The sequence below is a fragment of the Streptomyces sp. NPDC006551 genome, assembly GCF_040611675.1.
Classification (GTDB): Bacteria; Actinomycetota; Actinomycetes; order Streptomycetales; family Streptomycetaceae; genus Streptomyces.
Map to the genome: position 1 here is coordinate 119,929 of NZ_JBEXOT010000014.1, position 18,007 is coordinate 137,935.

An 18,007-nucleotide genomic window follows, 5' to 3' on the forward strand; every position below is an offset into this window, starting at 1 on the left:
TCCCCGTCCCCGCCCCCTCACGCTGTTGTTCCCGCTGTTGTCGAGGAGCCGAATCAGATGGCGAACTTCTCCAAGTCGACCGTGCCGCAGTTCTCGGTGGACGTGTACCAGAACGAGTTCCTGCCGGAGGGCGGCCGCGAGGTCAGCGCCATCATCACGGTCACCTCGACCGGCGGCGGCACCAGCGGCGGGGCCGTGACGGACGCACGACCGGGTGCGGGGGCCGGTGCCGCCGTGGTGATCATGGTGGACTGCTCCGGTTCGATGGAGTACCCGCCGACCAAGATGCGAGGCGCGCGGGACGCGACCGCCGCCGCCATCGACGCCCTGCGCGACGGCACCTCCTTCGCCGTCGTCGCCGGTACGCACGTGGCGAAGGAGGTCTATCCCGGCGACGGCCGGCTCGCCGTCGCCGACGGCACGACCCGTGCCCAGGCCAAGGAGGCGCTGCGCCGCCTGAGCGCGGGCGGCGGTACGGCGATCGGCACGTGGCTGGGGCTGGCGGACCGGCTGCTCGGTTCCGCCGACGTGTCGATCCGGCACGGCATCCTGCTCACGGACGGCCGTAACGAGCACGAGTCGCCGGAGGACCTGCGGACCGCGCTGGAGGCCTGCGCCGGACGGTTCACCTGCGACGCGCGTGGTGTGGGGACCGACTGGGAGGTCAAGGAGGTCACCGGCATCGCCTCGGCGCTGCTCGGCACGGCCGACATCGTGGCCGATCCGGCCGGCCTGGCGGCGGACTTCACCGCGATGATGGAGCGCGCCATGGGCAAGGAGGTCGCGGACGTCGCTCTGCGCCTGTGGACCCCGGTCGGCGTGGAGATCACGTTCGTGAAGCAGGTGGCGCCGACGGTCGAGGAGCTGACCGGCCGGCGCACCGAGGCGGGCCCGCGAGCCGGTGACTATCCCACCGGCTCGTGGGGCGACGAGTCCCGGGACTACCACATCTGCGTGCGGGTCCCGCAGGCGCAGATCGGCCAGGAGATGCTCGCCGCCCGCGTCTCGCTGATCATCCCGGACCCGGCGGGCGGCGCTCCGCAGAACCTGTCCCAAGGGCTCGTACGGGCGGTGTGGACGGACGACATGGCCATGTCCACGTCCATCAATCCGCAGGTCGCGCACTACACCGGCCAGGTCGAACTGGCCCAGGTCATCCAGCAGGGCCTGAACGCCCGCAAGTCCGGCGACCACGACGGCGCGACCGCCAAGCTGGGCCGCGCGGTGCAGCTGGCGGCCGCCTCCGGCAACGAGGGCACGGCGAAACTCCTTTCGAAGGTGGTGGACGTCGTCGACGCGGCGACGGGTACTGTGCGTTTGAAGGCGAAGGTCGCGGAAGCGGACGAGATGACTCTCGAGACGCGCTCCACCAAGACCGTTCGCGTGAAGAAGTAGCCCGCCGGCCAGGGAGCCGGACGAAGAGAGGGGGAAGCACCGACATGCCGACCTGCCCGAACGGACACCAGTCGGTCTCCGACGACTGGTGCGAGGTCTGCGGCCACCGCATGGCCGGGGCGGGCGCGCCTGCGGGTGCCGTACCGCCGCCTCCCCCGCCGCCGCCCGCCTACGGCTATCCCGGGCCTGGTGGCCCCGGCGCTCCCGGCGGCCCCGGTCATCCGGCCGGGCCTGGCGCTGCTCCCGGTGGTCCGCCGCCGCCCGCCTCCGCCGGCTTCGGTCCCGGTGGGGACCCGAACGCGACCGCGCAGGCGGAGCTCTGCCCGCAGTGCCGCACGCCGCGCGAGCACATGGCGCCGTTCTGCGAGGAGTGCCGCTGGAACTTCCTCACGAACACGGCCACTTCCTACACTCCGGCGGCCCCGCCCCCTCCGCAGCAGGGCCCGCCCCCGGGGCTGAACCTGCCGCCGGGCTTCCAGTCCCCGCCCCGGCAGCCCGATCCGTACGAGTACCAGGGCTCGCGGCCCTCGCAGATGAACCGGCCCGCGGAGCCGCTGTCGGCCGATCCCACGCACCACCAGGCGCCCCCGCAGCGTCCGCCGATGCAGCAACAGCCGTACCAGCCGCAAGCTCAGCAGCCGCCGCAACATCCCCAGCCGCAGCAGACGCCCCCGGGTCAGCAGCCCCCTCAGGGGTTCCAGCAGGGGCCGCCGCCTGCGCCGCCGTCGTTCCCGCAGGGCCCTCCGCCCTCCGCGCCCCCACAACCGGCGCCCAGCAGGTCGGACGACGACTGGATGCTGCCGCCGCCCTCGCAGGCGCAGGGACGGCAGGCACCTCCGCCGCCCCCGCAGCAGCAACAGCAGTACCAGCCACAGCAGCCGCAGCAGTCACAGCCGCAGCCGCAACGCCCGCAGCCGATGGGCTGGTCGGCGTACATCGGCCCGGACCGCGAGTACTTCCTGGCGATGATGCAGCGCAGCGGCCCGGAGGCCTCGGGCCTGAACCTGCCCGCGTACTCCCCCGAGCAGCATCTGCCGCTCCAGGGCAACCAGGTCAGCATCGGCCGCCGCCGGCAGTCCACCGGCGAGTCGCCCGACATCGACCTGTCCGTGCCGCCGGAGGACCCGGGCGTCTCGCACCAGCACGCGGTACTGGTGCAGCAGCCGGACGGTTCGTGGGCGGTGGTGGACCAGAACTCCACCAATGGCACCACGATCAACGGCGCCGAGGAGCCGATCCAGCCCTACGTCCCCGTCCCGCTCCAGGACGGCGACCGGGTGCATGTCGGCGCCTGGACGACGATCACCGTCCGCCGCGGCTGACACCGGACGGTCCGGACCACCGGACCGCCCGGTCACGGGCTCGGCAGTGGCCAGGCGTACGGCCCCGCGGGGTCGTCCAGCCACGCCCACTGCCGGCCCTCGCTCACCGTCACCCCGAAGCGCTCCCGCTCCGGCCGCCCCTCGCGCTGCCAGAGCGAGAGCGCTTCGCGCGCGTCCAGGCTCTCCTCGGCCAGTGTGAACAGGAATCGGAACCGGTCGTCCTCGTACGCCTGCCGGGGCAGCCCCATCGGCCGCCCGCGGCCGAAGCGCGCGTTGCCGCCGCGCAGCGCGACGAAGTACGCGGAGGTGGCCAGGAACCGTCCTTCCGCGTGGGCGCCGTCACCGACCCGCAGCAGCACAAGCCCCGTGGACAGCGGCGTCAGCACGAGAGCGCCGGGGCGGCACTGGGCGAGCCAGGCGTACGGGATCGAAGGCAGGGTGCAGGTGGCGATCACCCGGTCGTAGGGTGCGCGCTCGGGGCAGCCGCGCGCGCCGTCGCCGGTGATCACGGCGGGCTTGTAGCCGGCGACGGCGAGATGAGCGCGGGCGGACTCGGTGATCTCCTCGTCGAGATCGACGGTGGTGACGTGCTCGTCGCCGAGCCGGTGACAGAGCAGGGCGGCGTTGTAGCCGGTGCCGGCGCCGATCTCCAGGACATCGTGCCCGTCCCGTATCTCCAGCGCCTCCAGCATCTGTGCCATCAGGGAGGGCTGGCTGGAGGAGGAGACCAGTTCTCCGTCCCGTACGCGGGTGGCCAGCGGCTCGTCCCGGTAGACCCCGCGCAGCCAGCGGGCGCGGCGGGCGGGGTCGGGGTGCCCGGACCAGAGGCGTTCGTAGCCGGTGACCCCGGAGACGTAGTAATAGGGAACGAACAGATGGCGGGGCACCTCGGAGAAGGCCGTGTGCCAGTCGGGGTCGCGCAGTGCCCCGTACGCCTCGATCTCCCGCACGAGCCCCTGTCGCGCCCGCTCGCCGTCCTCGGCGAAGACATCCACCTGTGCGCCCATGCCTCCACTGTCCTGCGCGAGGGCCCCCGAGGCGAGCATCCGGCCGGTGGTCCTAGACCTCCGGTACTCGGTCGGGGCATCTGAGACGATGGAGCGGTGAACGAGATTCCGCGCGGCACGCTTCAGGAGCAGACCTTCTACGAACAGGTGGGTGGCGAAGAGACCTTCCGTCGCCTCGTCCGCCGTTTCTACCAGGGAGTCGCCGAGGACCCCCTGCTGCGCCCGATGTACCCCGAGGAGGACCTCGGACCGGCGGAGGAGCGTCTCGTGCTCTTCCTGATCCAGTACTGGGGCGGCCCCCGCACCTACAGCGACAACCGCGGCCACCCCCGGCTGCGGATGCGTCACGCGCCGTTCACGGTCGACAAGGCGGCGCACGACGCCTGGCTGAAGCACATGCGCGAGGCCGTGGACGAGCTCGCCCTCGCCCCCGAGCACGAGCGGCAACTGTGGAACTACCTCACGTACGCGGCCGCCTCGATGGTGAACACGGCGGAGTGAGGCCCTGAGGAGGCTGTTCGCGGGGCCCCCGCCCACCCTCGTCACGGCGGACCGGGCCAGGCGCGAGGGCCGAACGGCCGCCGCGGATCCGAGCGGCGGGACCGGTGGGTGGATCAGTGGGGGGAATCAGGTGAGGGGATCAGTGGCGTGATGCCGGGGCGACCGTCAGCGACGGCGTGACCGTACGCAGGGCGATCGAGCCGTACGGCGTACGCAGCCGAAGCCAGGGGCCGGCTGCCAGCAGCGCGACCGGCACCTCGTGCGACGGAAGGAAGCCCAGCGACTGGGCGGCGTGGACGGCGCGCAGCGGGAGCTCCGTACCCGTCACCGTCCGCGACCAGATCTCGCGACCGATCCGGTCGCGCTCGGCCCGTGTCCGCCGCTCCTGCGGCAGCTCCTCGTCCCGCGCCCGGAACTCGGCGACCGCCGCCGCGACGGCGCCGCGCAGCTCCGCACCGCCCGGTACTCCGGTGACCGGCTCCCAGCCGCCCCGCGGCGGCAGGACACCGGCCCACGGCGGCCCGGTGACGGCGTCCGGCACGACCGCCTTGCCGGCCGACTCCTCGATCCCCTCGAGGAGTTCACCGGCGGAGACCGTGATGTCCAGATCCACCTCGTCGACGAGCCGTGCCGAACGGATGGCGAGCACCTCGAACGACGGCGGCCGTCCGAACACGGCCAGCGCCCCGCCACCCGCCTGGAGGCGGACGGCGGCGGCGCGGTCGTAGTGGATCAGCCGGGCCAGGAAGGCGGCGAGGTCCGCCGCCTCCCTGGCATCGGCGAAGTGCAGCGGCGCGATCATGCGGCGGACGTCATCCCGTCGTCGACGTACTCCTCCAGGAAGGAACGCTCCTCCGCGGAGATCCTGCGCGGCCGCTGCGCCTCCAGGTCGAAGGGCACGACGATCGTCGAGGCCCGTACGTACACGACGTCCGGATCCTTGATCTCGTACGCGATCGTCAAGGACGCCGCGCCTATCTTCGTGACCCACGACTCGATGGTGACCGGCTCGTGCCGGTGCACCAGCGGCCGTACGTAGTCGATCTCGTGCCGGGCCACCACGGACCCGCCGGAGAACGACGGCGAACCGTCGCCCGGCGCCAGCCGGAACATGAAGTCGATCCGCGCCTCTTCCAGATACCGCAGGAAGACGACGTTGTTGACGTGCCCGAAGGCATCCATGTCCGACCAGCGCAGGGGACAGCTGTAGATATGACGCACGCTCAGCCTCGGGTCAGCTTCTTGTACGTGGCGCGGTGCGGACGGGCCGCGTCCGGACCGAGGCGCTCGATCTTGTTCTTCTCGTAGGACTCGAAGTTGCCCTCGAACCAGAACCACTTCGAGTCGCCCTCGTACGCCAGGATGTGCGTGGCGACGCGGTCGAGGAACCAGCGGTCGTGGGAGATCACCACGGCCGCACCCGGGAACTCGAGCAGCGCGTTCTCCAGCGAGGAGAGGGTCTCGACGTCGAGGTCGTTGGTCGGCTCGTCGAGGAGCAGCAGGTTGCCGCCCTGCTTGAGGGTGAGCGCGAGGTTGAGGCGGTTGCGCTCACCGCCGGAGAGCACTCCGGCCGGCTTCTGCTGGTCCGGCCCCTTGAACCCGAAGGCGGAGACGTACGCGCGGGACGGCATCTCGACGTGGCCGACGTTGATGTAGTCCAGCTCGTCGGAGACGACGGCCCACAGCGTCTTCTTCGGGTCGATGTTGGCGCGGCTCTGGTCGACGTAGCTGATCTTGACGGTCTCGCCGACCTTGACCGTGCCGGAGTCCGGGGTCTCCAGACCCTGGAGCATCTTGAAGAGCGTGGTCTTGCCGGCGCCGTTCGGGCCGATCACGCCGACGATGCCGTTACGGGGCAGGGTGAAGCTCAGGTCGTCGATGAGGACCTTGTCGCCGAAGGCCTTGGAGAGGTTCTCGACTTCGACGACGATGGAGCCCAGGCGCGGGCCCGGCGGGATCTGGATCTCCTCGAAGTCCAGCTTCCGCATCTTGTCGGCCTCGGCGGCCATCTCCTCGTAGCGAGCGAGACGGGCCTTGGACTTGGCCTGACGCCCCTTGGCGTTCGACCGCACCCACTCCAGCTCTTCCTTCAGACGCTTCGCGCGCTTGGCGTCCTTCTGGCCCTCGACCTTGAGGCGGGTGGCCTTGGTGTCGAGGTAGGTGGAGTAGTTGCCCTCGTAGGGGTGGGCACGGCCGCGGTCGAGCTCGAGGATCCACTCGGCGACGTTGTCGAGGAAGTACCGGTCGTGGGTGACGGCGACGACGGTGCCGGGGTACTTGGCGAGGTGCTGCTCCAGCCACTGCACGGACTCGGCGTCCAGGTGGTTGGTGGGCTCGTCGAGGAGCAGCAGGTCGGGGGCCTCCAGCAGGAGCTTGCAGAGCGCGACGCGGCGCTTCTCACCACCGGAGAGGTTGACGACCGGCCAGTCGCCGGGCGGGCAGCCCAGGGCGTCCATGGCCTGCTCCAGCTGGGCGTCGAGGTCCCAGGCGTTGGCGTGGTCCAGGTCCTCCTGGAGCTTGCCCATCTCCTCCATCAGCGCGTCGGAGTAGTCGGTCGCCATGAGCTCGGCGACCTCGTTGAAGCGCCTCAGCTTGCCCATGATCTCGGCGGCGCCGTCCTGGACGTTCTCGAGGACGGTCTTGGACTCGTCGAGCGGGGGCTCCTGGAGGAGCATGCCGACGGTGTAGCCGGGCGACAGGAACGCGTCACCGTTGGACGGCTGCTCGAGGCCCGCCATGATCTTGAGGACGGTGGACTTACCGGCACCGTTCGGGCCGACCACACCGATCTTCGCACCGGGCAGGAAGCTCAGCGTCACGTCATCGAGGATGACCTTGTCGCCGTGCGCCTTGCGCGTCTTGCGCATCGTGTAGATGTACTCAGCCAAGAGAAACCGTCCGGCAAAGAGTGAGTGGGCAGATACACCCCATCTTGCCTGACGTCCACCCCGCGATGGAAACCAGTACTCCTCCGGATACGGCGACGGCCCCGGTGCGCGCGGTGCGCACCGGGGCCGTCGGTGACTGCGGGTGATGATGGGTCGCCCCACGTCACTCCGTGTTCACGGTCTTACTGGCCGGCCGCCTTCTTCTTGCGGAGGAAGAAGACCGCGCCGCCGCCGAGGACCACGAGGACGACGGCGATGCCGGCGATCATCGGGGTGGCGTTGGAGCTGCCGGTCTCGGCCAGGTCGCCCGAGGTGGTGCCGGTGCCCGTGCCCGTGCCCGTGCCGCCGGTGGTGCCGGCCGGGGTCGTCGGGGACGGCTCGGTGGACGGGGTCTCCGACGGCTCCGGGGCCGGGGTGGCCGTCTTGCAGTCGAAGACGCCCTTGAAGGTCTTCTCGAAGCCGTTCGGGCCGGTGATCGTGAAGTCGTACGCCTGGTCCTCGGCGAGCGGGACCGTCACGGTCTTGGACGCACCGGCGGCGATCGTGTACTTCAGGCCCTTGAGCTCGAAGGTGAAGTCCTCGTCGCCCTCGTTGGAGGCCGTGACGTCCAGGCCGCCCTTGGCGCAGTTCTTCACGGCCGAGACGGCCGGGACCGCACCCTTCTTCGCCCAGGTCGCGGAAGCCTTGGCGTTGACGGTGGAGGTGCTGGTGCCGGCCAGGATCAGCGTCTGGCTCTTCACCTTGGTCGAGACGAAGGCGCGGCCGATCGGGACCGTGGTGTCGGCCTGGACGGTCAGCTCGGCGGAGCCGTCGGCGGTGCCGGCGGGGACGTCGAAGAAGACCTGGGCGCCGTTGGCGACGTCGGTGACGACCTTCCCATCCTTGTCGACGATCTTCACGCCGGCCGGGGCGCCCGGGGCGAGGGAGACCGTGGCCTTGGCGGCGTTGGTGCTGACCGTGACCGGGCCGAGGCGCTCGCCCGCCTTACCGGCGAGCGACGACGGGCTGAGGCTGAGGGACGCCTTCGGCTCCGCCAGGTTCTCGGCCTTGTCCTCCAGCCACTGGGTCAGCTTCTTGGCCTCGGCGTCGACGGGCATGGCCTCGACGTCGTCGGAGAAGTGCCAGATCGCGGCCTGGGTGGCGGCGGCGGCGGTCTCCTTGGTGAGGTTCGTGGCGCCGACCTTCTTGGCCAGCTCGTCGAGCTTGTCGACCTGCGGGTAGGAGTTCTGCAGGATCCAGCGGATCTTGCCGGCGTCCTTGTTGTTGTGCAGGGAGGACTGGTCCCAGCCGACCTCCTTGTACTCCTGGCCCTTCTTCGCGCCGGTGTACAGGTCGATGCAGTAGGTCTGCAGCGTCCCGCCCGGCGTGACCTGCATCTCGAACAGGCCGGCGGAGATCGGCTTCTCGCGACCCTCGATGGCCACCTTGTCGAAGATCTTCAGATCACCGAGGGTCGCGGTCGCGCCACCGGTGCCCTGCAGACCCTCGTCCGCCATCGCCGGTCCCGCGACGGCTATCGCACCCGCGGCGACGAGGCCCGAGACCACGGTCGCTGCGGCAAGGCGGGCGGTGCCGCGCCTCCGAACAGAAAACATGAATTTCCCCTCCGGGCGAGCTGCTCCGCGTCGATGGTCGATCCGCGTGGGGGGAGCGCTTCGCCGCAGACTTCACAGACTCAACTGGCTCGAGACTGGCTCTGGTGCAGACTCAAGTCCCGTATGAGTACCCGCGAATCCTAGGGACGGGGAAGTCCCCGATGCCCGCCCGTACGGTCTGATAACCATTCCGTCTCGGAATCGTTATGACCGAGGTCCGATTCGCGTAGAAGCGCTGGTCGCGGTGTCGATATATCCCCTCAACTCTCGTCAGGGCGCGGGCTCCAGGACCTGCGACTCCCGCACCGCCGACGCCTGCGAGGGATCCTCCGGCGGGGTCCGCTCCTCCGTCGCCGGCTCCGGGCGGGTGTCCCACGGGTCGCGGGGCGGGCCGGAGGCACCGTTCTCCTGGCGTTCCGTCAGCCGCGGCTCTCCCTTCACCGCGCGCCGGAACGCCGCAGTCCCCCGCGACAGGTCGTGGCCCACCGCCAGCGCGTCGATGTCGACGAACGTCTTGCGCTGGCCTTCTCGTTCCTCCTCGCGCACCTTCAACCGGCCGTGCACGACCAGCGGTTCTCCCACGGAGACGGAGGCGGCCAGGTTTGCGCCCAGGGCCCGCCAGGCGAAGACCGTGTAGAAGCTGGTGTGTCCGTCGGCCCAGGTGCCCCGCTCCCGGTCCCAGCGGCGCGCGGTCACCGCGAAGCGGAACCTGGCCACCCCTCCCGTCGCCGTGTCCCGGTACTCCACGCCCGTCGCCACGTTCCCGACCAGTGTCACCATCGTGTCGTTCATGGCCCTCCCCTGTCCTTGTCGTCGGCCTGGTCTCCAGGGTGGACCCGTCGATCAGAACCCGTCGGCAGCTGTGGACAGCCGTGCGCCTGGGGACAACCTCCTCACCCGACAGGGTGAAATCAGCGCCTCACCTCATGTCGGCGCCGGACCTCGTGCCCCACCTCATCTCGGCGCCGGACCTCGCGCCTCACCCCATCCGGGCGCCGGGAACCGCGTCGGCCTCGTGTCTCACCTCATCCGGGCGCCGGGCCTGGTGCCTCCCCACCGCCCGCCGCCGAGCCGGGTGACCCGCGCGCCGGACCGCGTCCCGGACACGGTGACGTACTGCTCGCGAACCTCCCGATAGCGCATCAGCTCGGCCGAGATCGGGTCGAGCACGCGGGCCCGCCCGCAGGCGGCCGCCGCCTCGCGCAGCTTGCGCTCGGCCTCCTGCCCGTACCGCCGCGCCGGCCCCTTGACGGCGGCCGCGCACGCCCACTCCACCAGCGGTCCGCCGACGATGCCGGCGATCATGATCAGGACGGGCGGCAGGAGTCCGGGCTCCACGACGCCGATGATCTGGCCGACCAGCCACAGCGCGCCGAAGAACTGCAGGAACGTCATGAGCACCTGGGCCAGTACGGCGGCGGGCCACCAGGCCGGGCGGGGCGGGCGGGCCGCCGGGTCCCCGGCGCGCGCCGCGAGCTCGTCGAGGGCCTCGGGCAGCCCTTCCGCTCCGCGTACCGCCGCCTCGCGCACCGCCTGCGCCCACGGCACCGGCAGCCCCCGCGAGGCGTCCTCGGCGACGAGCCGTACGGCCTGCTCCACGCGCTGCCGTGCCGTCAGCTCCTCCTCGGTCGGCGGCTGGAGGCGCGGGTCGGTTGAGCCGTGCTCGCGGATCCGCTCGTACCAGCGGTAGAGCCGCAGCCAGGGGGTGCCGCAGGCGCGGATGGCGCTCCGGCGCCAGACGCGTTCGGCGGCCTCGCCGGCCGCCGTGGCGCCGACGGCTACGGCGAGACGGGCCGAGAAGGCCTCCCTCGCGCGTTCACCGAGGCCGGTGGGGCCATCGGAGACGTACACGGGGCGGAGCCGGTTCGCCGCCGCGTCGACGTCGGCGGAGAGGCGGAGCGCCGGCGCGGTCCGCTCCTGCACGAACCGACCGAGCAGCTCGCGCAGTTCGCCCACTCCCTCCCCGGTGAGCGCGGAGAGGGCGAGAACGGTGGCGCCGGGTTCGCCGTGCTCCCCGAGCGCCACGCCGTCCTCGTCGAGCAGGCGCCGCAGATCGTCCAGGACGAGATCCGTGGCCTCGGCGCTCAGCCGGTCGATCTGGTTGAGGACGACGAAGGTGACCTCGGCGTGGCCCGCGAGCGGCCGCAGATAGCGTTCGTGGAGGGAGGCGTCGGCGTACTTCTCGGGGTCGACGACCCAGATCACGGCGTCGACCAGGCCGAGAACGCGGTCGACCTGGTCGCGGTGGGCGGTGACGGCCGAGTCGTGGTCGGGCAGGTCGATGAGGACGAGTCCCTGCAGGTCCTCATCGGCGGCGCCGCCCGCGAGGGGGCGGCGGCGCAGCCGGCTGGGCACGGCGAGCCGGTCGAGGAGCCCGGCGGAGCCCTCGGACCAGCTGAGCGCGATGGGCGCGGCGGTGGTGGGGCGGCGCAGGCCGGTCTCGGAGACGGGAACCCCGGCGAGGGCGTTGAAGAGGGTGGACTTGCCGCTGCCGGTGGAGCCGGCGATGGCGACGACGGTGTGGCGGGCGGAGAGCCGCTGCCGGGCCGCGGCCTCGTCGAGCACCCGTCCCGCCTCGGCGAGCGTCTCGCTCTCGAGTCTCGTACGGGAGAGGCCGACGAGTTCGTGGAGGGCGTCGAGGCGGGCGCGCAGAGGACCGCCGTACCGGCCTCCCAGGGGCGGCAGGCCGTCCTGCTCCCCAGCCTGCTCCTCCTCGCCGCGCGGGCTCGCGCCCCGCTCGGCCGCCCGGCGCGCGATCAAGCCGTCGTCCCAGCGGTCGTCCACCGTGCTGCTGTTCACCGGTCCTCACTTCTCCTTCTGCAGTACGGAGAGCGCGGCGATCAGCTCCGCCTGCGGCTCGGGGGTCACGTCGAGGGCGTCGAGGGGGTCGAGGAGCCGGTCGCGTTCGGCGTGCAGAGCGCGGTCGAGGTACGTCGTGACGAGTTCGCCGCCCTTGTCCCGCAGGCGAAGGGCTCCCTGGGCACCGAGGAGTTCGGCGAGCCGTTCGCCGGCACCCCGGGCGCGGCGGCCGCCGAGGAGGGCGGCGGCGAGCAGGGCGGCGACGGTATCGGCGTCGGGGGTTGCGGTACGGGGGGTGGTGGCGCGTTCCATGCCCCGTACCTCGTCCTCGGCCAGCTCTTCGAGGACGCGCCGCCAGCGCCGTACCACCACGCCGATCCGCTCGGCGGTCTCACGGTCCGGGCCGGTGTGGGCGGCGACGAGAGCCGCGGCGGCCGGCTCGCGCCGCCAGGCGTCCCGTACCCGCTCGTCGGCGGCGGCGACGGCGCACTGGACGAGGGCGGCGAAGGATTCGGCGAGGGCGTCGAGGAGCTCTTCGGCGGAGCTGTCGCGGGGGTAGGCGCGCCAGCGGGTACGGGCGTCGCCGGCGAGAACGGCGCCGTGCTGCAACTGCCGGCGGACCCGCTCGCCCTGTTCCTCGTACGCCGCCTCGACGGCGCCGCCGAGGCGGACGGCGGCGGCGTACTGGGCGGCGACCGCCGCGGCCAGCTCGGGCATCCGGGTGTCGAGGGAGTCGATGACGCCCGAGGCGGTGCGGGCGACGGCCTGCTGGCGGGCGGCGGGGTCCTGGGCGCGGTGGGCGAGCCAGGCGCGCAGCGGGGCGACGGCGTTGTCGGGCAGCAGGCCGCTGCCGCCGCCGGTCGACTCGGGCAGCTCGGGGATGGTGAACCGGGGCACGTCCCCCAGTCCGGCCTTGTCGAGGAGGGCCTCGTACTGCCGGGACACCTCGCCGATGACCTGGTGGGGGACGCGGTCGAGGACGGTGACGAGGGTGGCGTCGTACTCCTTCGCGGTACGGAGGAGGTGCCAGGGGACGGCGTCGGCGTACCGGGAGGCGGTCGTGACCATCACCCAGATGTCGGCGGCGCACATCAACTCGGCGGCGAGCAGCCGGTTCTCCACGACGAGGGAATCGATGTCGGGCGCGTCGAGCAGGGCGATCCCGCGGGCGAGGGCGGAGGAGGTCTCGACGCGCAGCGCGTTGTCCTCCGGGGGGTCCTCGGCCGGGTTGTCATCGTCCCGCTGGGGCAGCCAGACGCGGGTGAGCTGCGGAAGGACGCGCAGGCCGGCGAACCAGTGGTGATCCTCCGGGTGACAGACGAGGACGGGGGTGCGGGTGGTGGGTCGGAGCACTCCGGCCTCGCTGACCCGCCTCCCCACAAGGGAGTTGACGAGGGTGGACTTCCCGGCCCCGGTGGAGCCGCCGACGACGGCGAGGAGGGGGGCGTCGGGGTCCTTGAGCCGGGGGACGAGGTAGTCGTCGAGCTGCGCGAGCAGCTCGGCACGGGTCTGCCGGGCGCGGGGGGCGCCTGGGAGGGGGAGGGGTAGACGCACGGCGGCGACACAGTCGCGCAGGGCGGAGAGTGCGTCGAGCAGCTGAGGCCGTTCGTCCAAGGTCACCACATGCGAAGAATGCCCAATTTTGGAGCCTTTTTGAAGCGTATAACGGTCCTACGCGCCGACCGAACAACCGATGACGCGCGCCTCAGGCATAACGAGTGCACAACACCCGGGCCAAGTGGCGCGAAAAGCGCTGCGGGAATCGCACCTGCCTGCGATTATCGTTCCGCTTCACTGAACCTCCACATCGTGCCACGCAGGTGAAGCAACCGGGCCAAGGCGATCGGAGCCCTATCCTTGACCCGGCAGGCCAGGCCCCACCCACAGGGGGCTCCCGGCCACCAGGCCACCACCCGGCCCCCGTAGCTCAGTGGATAGAGCAGGTGCCTTCTAAGCACTTGGCCGCAGGTTCGAGTCCTGCCGGGGGCGCACATCGCGAGACCCTCCTTCGGGAGGGTCTTTTTGCTGGTCAGGGGCAATTTGCAGTCGGTGGCTGGGGTGCCTGGGAGAAGCCCTTGGATGGCTTGATCCGTCCGACTGAAACCGGCCAAGGGCGGCCTCCGGCGACCGTTCGGCCCGAAAACGGCCCGAAGTCTAGGCCGCCCGCTGTCCGCCTCACTCCACCCCACGCGCTCTTCTCTGCCGGTCACCCCCCGGCCGGACGACCGTCAGTCGTCCCTCGACTCCGGCGGGCAGACAGGAACGCTGCACGGGGTGAGGCGAGGCGAGCGAGGAAGCGAAGATCGCAACCAGGTCATGGGGCACGCTGCTGCTGAAGCCGGCACACCACAGGTACGGATCCCCGACGACGGGCTCCGCCCACGCCTGCCGGCCGAACCTTCCGGGCCGCGGGTCAGCGTCAAGGACGAGCGGGGGCACCTCCTCCAGCGAGATGCCGGCCAAGAGCCCGGGAGCAAAGGCGGCAGCGTGAGGACGGTCGATGTCACGAGCCCACCCCCGGCCCCGAGACCGCCGCGACGACGGTCTCGGGGCCGCCGAAGGAGAACGCGGGTTCCGTGCGGGCGCCGAGAGCGAGAAGGAAGTCGGTCAGCGCCTCATGGGGGGACGCCGGCGGTGAAGTACGCGTTCCACTCCACCAGGGCGCTGTCCGGATGGGGCCGGGCCGAGACCTGCCAGGCAACCGGAAGGTCTCCCAGTTCGAAGGAACAGGCGGCGCGTGTCCACTCGGCGCCGCACAACCCGTTGGGCCCGGGGTAGAGGAGGGTGTCGCGGGCGGTCGGCCACATCCGCCGGCCTGCGGACAAGAGGGCTACACCCACCTGGTCGGCGAGAGCTTCGTCGTCGCCCGCCAGGTGGCGAGGGGTGCCCCAGTAGATCGGGTCGGGGAGGGAGGAGTCGTCGCTGCCAGCACAGGGCGCCTCCATGCGATTGAGGTTCTGAGCGGTCGTCTACGTCGACATGGCCGCAGGGTCGTATCCAGCCCCTTGAGCCTCTTCCTCGTCCGCCTCCGGCGAACTGGCACAGCAGACTGCTCTCACCACCCAACCGCACCCCCTCAAGCAGGTACGTACGGCATGATCAGCCGTCGTGGAACCTGAAGTGACAGCAGCATGGATATCCGCCTTCGGAGCGCTCGGCGGCGTCGCTTTCGGCACTATCACTGCCATCGTCGCGGCCCGCATCCAAGCCGGACCCGCGCATCGGGCAGCCGAAGCCGCCCATGCGCAAGCGGAGGCCGCGTACCACGCCGCTCTCGGCTCTGCCCGGGAACAGATCAAGGGCGCGGCAGCCCAAAGTACGGGCAGTGCCCGGCGCCAGGCTTACCACCTACCCGCTTCCCCGAACACCGAGTCCACGCCGAGGTACGGTGGGCTAAGTGAGCGGCTATCAGGACTGCGCACAGTGTGGGGCCTTGACCCTCCGTCTTGAGGACAAGGACGGCCACTGCGACGTGGCCCCATGCGAGTACGGCCAGTGCGAATACTTCGATGAAGGCGTCCCCGAGTAACTGTCAGGCCTCGCAACCCCGAGCTGCCGCGCTGCTACGGATCGATCTCCTCTTGGAAGGATGAGTTTGTGACCTCGTACGCCTGCCCCAGCTGTGACGTCGACTTTGGATACCCGCAGGGCTTGGCCGTCCATCAGGAGCTCGGCTGCGAGTGGGGCGACGACGGGACCGACGGCGACGCCAAGTACTGCTGCGGCATGATCTATGAGGATGGCGAGTCCACCTGTCGCAGCTGCGGGGAGCCGCTGTAGCTCTGCCCCCTCAGGCCGCAGCCGCTCAGCCGGATAGCCTCTCTCGTTCACATGGTCGAGGGCACCAGCCGGATAGCCTCTCTCGTTCACATGGTCGAGTGCAGCAGCGGACTGACGGCCGAGGAAATTGATGTCTCCCGGGCCGCACCATCGAACTCCTCGAAGTCGTCGCCCTCATCGCCGACCGCCCCGTCGTACGGGCCCGCGCGTGGCTGCTCTCCACCGGCGACACCACCGCCGTCGCGGGCGGCACCGCCGACCCGCTCACGCCACCAGAGGCCCTGGCCTCCTGGCCGCTGAGCTCCGTGGGGCCGGGCGGCTACATCGCCTCCCTGGACGTCCGCCCGTAAGCCCACCGCGACCGGGACGCGCGACCGCATGGATCTCCGCGAACTTCTCCAAGCGCAAGGTGGTGTGGGCAACGGGTGCTGCTCTCCGGGCCCTTGGGGTCGCTCGGCTGACCTGCTGAAAGGGCCGCGGAGGAGCACGTCCCGCCGGGGGCGTGCAGCGCAGGCCCCCCTTCGGGCGGGGCCTAGAGCAGAGCCGCCGTCTCCACTCCCAGCCAGACGGCTCCGAGTCCGGCGGCCACGCTCCCCGTCACGTTCGCCAGGGCGTAGCCCCGGGCGCCGCTCTCGTAGAGCTTCAGCGTCTCGTACGAGAACGTGGAGTACGTCGTCAGCGCCCCGCACAGGCCCGTGCCGAGGAGCAGGTGGGTGTGGACGGAGGAGACGCCGGTGAGGAGGCCGAGAACGAACGAGCCGGCCAGGTTCACCGTGAAGGTGCCCCAGGGGAAGAGCGAGTCGTGGCGGGACTGGACCGCGCGGTCGGTGAGATAGCGCAGGGGGGCGCCGACGGCAGCGCCGGTCATCACCAGGAGCCAGTTCACTGCGGCCGCTCCCGGTCGGCGTAGCGGATGACCTCGCAGTCGTCGAGGATCACCAGCCCCTCGTGCACCAGCGCGTCCAGTTGGGGCAGGAACGCCCGGACGCGGTCCTCGGTGTCCACGATCAGGATCGCGACCGGCAGGTCCTCGCTCAAGGAGAGGAGCCGCGAGGTGTGGATGAGGGACGAGGCGCCGTAGCCCTCGATGCCGCGGAAGACGGAGGCCCCGGCGAGCCCCGCCTCGTGCGCCCGGTGCACGATCTCGGAGTACAGCGGCCGGTGGTGCCAGGTGTCGCTCTCCCCGACGAGGATCGTCACCCTCAGGGCCCTGCCCGCCAGTCTCGTCATCGCGTTCTCCTCGCCAGAGCGCCACGGGTCGCCGTGGTCGCGGCCCAGACGGCGGCCAGGGCCGCGACCGCCGTCGATCCCAGATAGAGAATGCCCCGGGGCGCCTCCCCGGCGCTCAGCAGGGAGTGCGTGTCGAGCGCGTACGTGGAGAAGGTGGTGAAGCCGCCGAGCACCCCCGTACCGAGGAAGGGCCGCACCAGCCGGTGGGGCGTGGCGGCGACCTCGGTGACCAGGACCATCAGGACGCCGATCGCCGCGCAACCGGCCGTGTTCACGGTGAGGATCGTCCAGGGGAAGGCGCCCGGCGGGGTGGGCCAGGCCAGCACCGCGGCGTAGCGCGCGGTCGCGCCGAGGGCGCCGCCGGCCGCCACGGCCGCGACGACCGGCAGCTGCCCGCGGAATTCCATTCCGCCAGGCTAATCGGCAAGCGAGTCCAGCAGCGCGGCCGCCCAGCCCGCGTCGTAATGATCGAGCCGGGGGAAGCCGCCGTCGTACGGATCGCCGGTGAAGACGTAAGCGGCGCCCGGATTGTGCGCGTCGTAGCCGCCGGGAGCGAAGAAGTGCGGGCTGCCCTGGATGTGCGGGCCCCGCGCCTCGTGCCACTGCTCGTACACCTCGCGGCGGCCCGCGCCCTGGGACAGGGCCTTCTCCAGGGCGCCTGCGTCGACGTCCGGGCAGTCCTCGGCGATGTCGAGGATGACGGAGTGGACGGATATGCAACGGTGTTCGGTGTAGAAGGCGTGCCGCAGTCCGGCGTCGAGCTGGTCGGAGCCGCGCACTCCGCCCACCTCGGGGGACTTGGCGGCCTGCACGGCCTCCAGGGCGGGCAGGATGCTCGACGGGTACTCCCACAGGGGCGCGTCCCACAACCGCCAGCCCAGTTCGGGGCGGTGAGCGCCGAGCATGACGATCTCCGCGTCGACGATGTGCTTGGGCGTGGGCTGACGGTTGAACAGCTCCAGAGGGAAGGCGCGGTGGTCGATCAGGAGGTCCTGGCCGCGCTCGGCGGCGGTGGCCCGCAGGGTGTTCAGGGCGAGCGTGGACCAGGGACAGCCGATGTCCGACCAGGCGGTGACGACGGGCTGCTGCGCTTCGCGTACGGGTGTCATGGCCATGAGCCTGTGTCTCCGGAGGCGTGCCGTCCAGCCCACGCGGAGGACTTCGTCACCACGCCGACCACCGACCCCACAGTTTTCCGGATAAGTTTCCGTTTCTACGGGGAGTCATGCAGTATGGGGAGGACGGACTTCCTGGGGCGGCTTGGAGTGTTGTGTCATGCAGTTCGGAATCTTCACCGTCGGGGACAGGACCACCGATCCCACCGACGGCACCACGCCGGGCGAGTACGAGCGCATCAAGGCGATGGTGACCATCGCGCTCAAGGCGGAGGAGGTCGGGCTCGACGTCTTCGCGACCGGTGAGCACCACAACCCGCCGTTCGTGCCGTCCTCCCCGACGACGCTCCTCGGGCACATCGCGGCCCGGACCGA

General features: G+C 71.3%; 17 protein-coding genes, 1 tRNA gene and 2 pseudogenes. 7 read left to right on the forward strand and 13 right to left on the reverse strand.

Going from position 1 to position 18,007, the window contains the following annotated elements:
- The first annotated feature begins 57 nt into the window (after positions 1 to 57).
- Together ABZY12_RS16200 and ABZY12_RS16205 are read left to right on the forward strand one after the other, a co-directional pair.
- Positions 58 to 1,395, forward strand: a complete 1,338-nt coding sequence (locus ABZY12_RS16200; RefSeq protein WP_356890610.1) for a VWA domain-containing protein — start codon at positions 58 to 60, stop codon at positions 1,393 to 1,395.
- Positions 1,396 to 1,439: 44 nt separating this feature from the next.
- Positions 1,440 to 2,717, forward strand: coding sequence for an FHA domain-containing protein (locus ABZY12_RS16205; RefSeq protein ID WP_356890612.1), 1,278 nt, complete (start codon positions 1,440 to 1,442; stop codon positions 2,715 to 2,717).
- Between the two features lie 32 nt (positions 2,718 to 2,749).
- Here ABZY12_RS16205 and ABZY12_RS16210 read toward each other — a convergent pair whose 3' ends face one another.
- Positions 2,750 to 3,724 (reverse strand): methyltransferase domain-containing protein, encoded by a 975-nt coding sequence (locus tag ABZY12_RS16210; RefSeq protein ID WP_356890614.1) that lies wholly within the window; start codon positions 3,722 to 3,724, stop codon positions 2,750 to 2,752.
- A 96-nt stretch (positions 3,725 to 3,820) separates the two neighbouring features.
- On the opposite strand from ABZY12_RS16210, the gene ABZY12_RS16215 reads away from it, so the two are divergent.
- Positions 3,821 to 4,225, forward strand: coding sequence for a globin (locus ABZY12_RS16215; RefSeq protein ID WP_356890616.1), 405 nt, complete (start codon positions 3,821 to 3,823; stop codon positions 4,223 to 4,225).
- Between the two features lie 139 nt (positions 4,226 to 4,364).
- Here the strand turns inward: ABZY12_RS16215 and ABZY12_RS16220 are convergent, their stop codons facing one another.
- The 7 genes from ABZY12_RS16220 to ABZY12_RS16250 all read right to left on the reverse strand — a co-directional run bounded on the left by ABZY12_RS16220 (position 4,365) and on the right by ABZY12_RS16250 (position 13,121).
- Complete coding sequence (locus ABZY12_RS16220) at positions 4,365 to 5,027, reverse strand: hypothetical protein (protein WP_356890618.1); 663 nt, start codon at positions 5,025 to 5,027, stop codon at positions 4,365 to 4,367.
- Positions 5,024 to 5,446: a thioesterase family protein gene (locus ABZY12_RS16225; protein ID WP_356890620.1), complete on the reverse strand. Its 423-nt coding sequence runs from the start codon at positions 5,444 to 5,446 to the stop codon at positions 5,024 to 5,026. The genes ABZY12_RS16220 and ABZY12_RS16225 overlap by 4 nt, the downstream gene beginning before the upstream one ends.
- 2 nt (positions 5,447 to 5,448) lie before the next feature.
- A complete protein-coding gene (gene ettA, locus ABZY12_RS16230) occupies positions 5,449 to 7,113 on the reverse strand; it encodes an energy-dependent translational throttle protein EttA (RefSeq protein WP_356890622.1) in 1,665 nt (554 codons plus the stop codon).
- A gap of 182 nt (positions 7,114 to 7,295) precedes the next feature.
- On the reverse strand, positions 7,296 to 8,708 hold the full coding sequence (locus tag ABZY12_RS16235; protein ID WP_356890624.1) for a Cys-Gln thioester bond-forming surface protein: 1,413 nt from the start codon (positions 8,706 to 8,708) through the stop codon (positions 7,296 to 7,298).
- Between the two features lie 270 nt (positions 8,709 to 8,978).
- A complete protein-coding gene (locus ABZY12_RS16240; protein ID WP_356890626.1) occupies positions 8,979 to 9,500 on the reverse strand; it encodes a single-stranded DNA-binding protein in 522 nt (173 codons plus the stop codon).
- 228 nt (positions 9,501 to 9,728) lie between these two features.
- Complete coding sequence (locus ABZY12_RS16245) at positions 9,729 to 11,507, reverse strand: GTPase (protein ID WP_356890628.1); 1,779 nt, start codon at positions 11,505 to 11,507, stop codon at positions 9,729 to 9,731.
- A 6-nt stretch (positions 11,508 to 11,513) separates the two neighbouring features.
- Positions 11,514 to 13,121: a dynamin family protein gene (locus ABZY12_RS16250; protein WP_356890630.1), complete on the reverse strand. Its 1,608-nt coding sequence runs from the start codon at positions 13,119 to 13,121 to the stop codon at positions 11,514 to 11,516.
- A 302-nt stretch (positions 13,122 to 13,423) separates the two neighbouring features.
- Here ABZY12_RS16250 and ABZY12_RS16255 point away from each other — a divergent pair.
- Positions 13,424 to 13,496, forward strand: a tRNA-Arg gene (locus ABZY12_RS16255).
- A gap of 186 nt (positions 13,497 to 13,682) precedes the next feature.
- Here ABZY12_RS16255 and ABZY12_RS16260 read toward each other — a convergent pair.
- Positions 13,683 to 14,452 (reverse strand): annotated as a pseudogene (locus ABZY12_RS16260) (DUF317 domain-containing protein).
- A gap of 706 nt (positions 14,453 to 15,158) precedes the next feature.
- Here ABZY12_RS16260 and ABZY12_RS16265 point away from each other — a divergent pair.
- Complete coding sequence (locus ABZY12_RS16265) at positions 15,159 to 15,287, forward strand: hypothetical protein (protein WP_356890632.1); 129 nt, start codon at positions 15,159 to 15,161, stop codon at positions 15,285 to 15,287.
- Positions 15,288 to 15,424: 137 nt separating this feature from the next.
- Positions 15,425 to 15,675 (forward strand): annotated as a pseudogene (locus tag ABZY12_RS16270) (thioesterase family protein); the annotation flags it as partial.
- Positions 15,676 to 15,819: 144 nt separating this feature from the next.
- Here the strand turns inward: ABZY12_RS16270 and crcB are convergent.
- Genes crcB through ABZY12_RS16290 form a run of 4 tightly spaced genes read right to left on the reverse strand, consistent with a single transcriptional unit; the run spans position 15,820 to position 17,626 of the window.
- Positions 15,820 to 16,173, reverse strand: coding sequence for a fluoride efflux transporter CrcB (crcB, locus tag ABZY12_RS16275; RefSeq protein WP_356890634.1), 354 nt, complete (start codon positions 16,171 to 16,173; stop codon positions 15,820 to 15,822).
- Positions 16,170 to 16,517 carry a DUF190 domain-containing protein gene (locus ABZY12_RS16280; protein WP_356890636.1) on the reverse strand — a complete coding sequence of 116 codons (348 nt, stop codon included), beginning with the start codon at positions 16,515 to 16,517 and terminating at the stop codon, positions 16,170 to 16,172. The genes crcB and ABZY12_RS16280 overlap by 4 nt, the downstream gene beginning before the upstream one ends.
- A complete protein-coding gene (locus ABZY12_RS16285) occupies positions 16,514 to 16,924 on the reverse strand; it encodes a CrcB family protein (protein ID WP_356890638.1) in 411 nt (136 codons plus the stop codon). Before ABZY12_RS16285 ends, ABZY12_RS16280 begins: the two co-directional genes overlap by 4 nt.
- Before the next feature lie 9 nt (positions 16,925 to 16,933).
- Positions 16,934 to 17,626 carry a DsbA family protein gene (locus ABZY12_RS16290; RefSeq protein WP_356890640.1) on the reverse strand — a complete coding sequence of 231 codons (693 nt, stop codon included), beginning with the start codon at positions 17,624 to 17,626 and terminating at the stop codon, positions 16,934 to 16,936.
- A gap of 166 nt (positions 17,627 to 17,792) precedes the next feature.
- On the opposite strand from ABZY12_RS16290, the gene ABZY12_RS16295 reads away from it, so the two are divergent.
- Positions 17,793 to 18,007, forward strand: a 215-nt coding sequence (locus ABZY12_RS16295) for an LLM class flavin-dependent oxidoreductase (protein WP_356890642.1), incomplete at its 3' end; no start/stop codon positions are given.

Bases quoted from the DNA above. Each gene is read 5' to 3' on its own strand.
- ABZY12_RS16205 (WP_356890612.1), top strand. From the start codon at position 1,440: ATGCCGACCTGCCCGAACGGACACCAGTCGGTCTCCGACGACTGGTGC.
- ABZY12_RS16285 (WP_356890638.1), bottom strand. From the start codon at position 16,924: ATGGAATTCCGCGGGCAGCTGCCGGTCGTCGCGGCCGTGGCGGCCGGC.
- ABZY12_RS16220 (WP_356890618.1), bottom strand. From the start codon at position 5,027: ATGATCGCGCCGCTGCACTTCGCCGATGCCAGGGAGGCGGCGGACCTC.
- ABZY12_RS16290 (WP_356890640.1), bottom strand. From the start codon at position 17,626: ATGACACCCGTACGCGAAGCGCAGCAGCCCGTCGTCACCGCCTGGTCG.
- ABZY12_RS16210 (WP_356890614.1), bottom strand. From the start codon at position 3,724: ATGGGCGCACAGGTGGATGTCTTCGCCGAGGACGGCGAGCGGGCGCGA.
- ABZY12_RS16240 (WP_356890626.1), bottom strand. From the start codon at position 9,500: ATGAACGACACGATGGTGACACTGGTCGGGAACGTGGCGACGGGCGTG.
- ABZY12_RS16235 (WP_356890624.1), bottom strand. From the start codon at position 8,708: ATGTTTTCTGTTCGGAGGCGCGGCACCGCCCGCCTTGCCGCAGCGACC.
- ABZY12_RS16280 (WP_356890636.1), bottom strand. From the start codon at position 16,517: ATGACGAGACTGGCGGGCAGGGCCCTGAGGGTGACGATCCTCGTCGGG.
- ABZY12_RS16200 (WP_356890610.1), top strand. From the start codon at position 58: ATGGCGAACTTCTCCAAGTCGACCGTGCCGCAGTTCTCGGTGGACGTG.